Origin of the sequence: Streptomyces sp. NPDC048389, assembly GCF_040706335.1 — a bacterium.
Classification (GTDB): domain Bacteria; phylum Actinomycetota; class Actinomycetes; order Streptomycetales; family Streptomycetaceae; genus Streptomyces.
The window spans coordinates 3,439-5,316 of sequence record NZ_JBEZKP010000112.1 but is presented as its reverse complement, the minus strand read 5'-3'; the positions used below and the strand labels follow the sequence as shown (position 1 = coordinate 5,316).

Below are 1,878 nucleotides of genomic sequence, written 5' to 3'. Positions count from 1 at the left end.
TCGGGCGAGTTCGTTACTTCAGAACTAACACAGTGGACGCGAGCAACTGAGGACAAGCCCTCGGCCTATTAGTACCGGTCAACTCCACCCCTTACAGGGCTTCCATATCCGGCCTATCAACCCAGTCGTCTACTGGGAGCCTTACCCTCTCAAGGAGGTGGGAGTCCTCATCTCGAAGCAGGCTTCCCGCTTAGATGCTTTCAGCGGTTATCCTTTCCGAACGTAGCCAACCAGCCATGCCCTTGGCAGGACAACTGGCACACCAGAGGTTCGTCCGTCCCGGTCCTCTCGTACTAGGGACAGCCCTTCTCAAGACTCCTACGCGCACAGCGGATAGGGACCGAACTGTCTCACGACGTTCTAAACCCAGCTCGCGTACCGCTTTAATGGGCGAACAGCCCAACCCTTGGGACCGACTCCAGCCCCAGGATGCGACGAGCCGACATCGAGGTGCCAAACCATCCCGTCGATATGGACTCTTGGGGAAGATCAGCCTGTTATCCCCGGGGTACCTTTTATCCGTTGAGCGACGGCGCTTCCACAAGCCACCGCCGGATCACTAGTCCCGACTTTCGTCCCTGCTCGACCCGTCGGTCTCACAGTCAAGCTCCCTTGTGCACTTACACTCAACACCTGATTGCCAACCAGGCTGAGGGAACCTTTGGGCGCCTCCGTTACTCTTTAGGAGGCAACCGCCCCAGTTAAACTACCCATCAGACACTGTCCCTGATCCGGATCACGGACCCAGGTTAGACATCCAGCACGACCAGAGTGGTATTTCAACGACGACTCCACCTGAACTGGCGTCCAAGCTTCACAGTCTCCCACCTATCCTACACAAGCCGAACCGAACACCAATATCAAACTGTAGTAAAGGTCCCGGGGTCTTTCCGTCCTGCTGCGCGAAACGAGCATCTTTACTCGTAGTGCAATTTCACCGGGCCTATGGTTGAGACAGTCGAGAAGTCGTTACGCCATTCGTGCAGGTCGGAACTTACCCGACAAGGAATTTCGCTACCTTAGGATGGTTATAGTTACCACCGCCGTTTACTGGCGCTTAAGTTCTCAGCTTCGCAACCCCGAAAGGTCACTAACCGGTCCCCTTAACGTTCCAGCACCGGGCAGGCGTCAGTCCGTATACATCGCCTTACGGCTTCGCACGGACCTGTGTTTTTAGTAAACAGTCGCTTCTCGCTGGTCTCTGCGGCCACCCCCAGCTCACCGAGTAAATCGGATCACCAGTGATGGCCCCCCTTCTCCCGAAGTTACGGGGGCATTTTGCCGAGTTCCTTAACCATAGTTCACCCGAACGCCTCGGTATTCTCTACCTGACCACCTGAGTCGGTTTAGGGTACGGGCCGCCATGAAACTCGCTAGAGGCTTTTCTCGACAGCATAGGATCATCCACTTCACCACAATCGGCTCGGCATCAGGTCTCAGCCCCATGTGTGACGGATTTGCCTGTCACACGGCCTACACCCTTACCCCGGGACAACCACCGCCCGGGCTGGACTACCTTCCTGCGTCACCCCATCGCTTACCTACTACAAGTCTGGTCCGTCGGCTCCACCACTCCGACCTCGTCCGAAGACTCAGCCGGCGGCTTCACGGACTTAGCATCGCCTGGTTCAGTACTGGGCGTTTCAAAGCGGGTACCGGAATATCAACCGGTTGTCCATCGACTACGCCTGTCGGCCTCGCCTTAGGTCCCGACTTACCCTGGGCAGATCAGCTTGACCCAGGAACCCTTAGTCAATCGGCGCACACGTTTCTCACGTGTGTATCGCTACTCATGCCTGCATTCTCACTCGTGAACCGTCCACAACTCGCTTCCGCGGCTGCTTCACCCGGCACACGACGCTCCCCTACCCATCCCAC

General features: G+C 56.9%; 1 rRNA gene (only partly in view). It reads right to left on the bottom strand.

The window, feature by feature from the left end:
• Positions 1-48 precede the first annotated feature (48 nt).
• Positions 49-1,878: ribosomal RNA gene (locus tag AB0903_RS34115) — 23S ribosomal RNA — on the bottom strand (it continues 1,369 nt past the right edge of the window).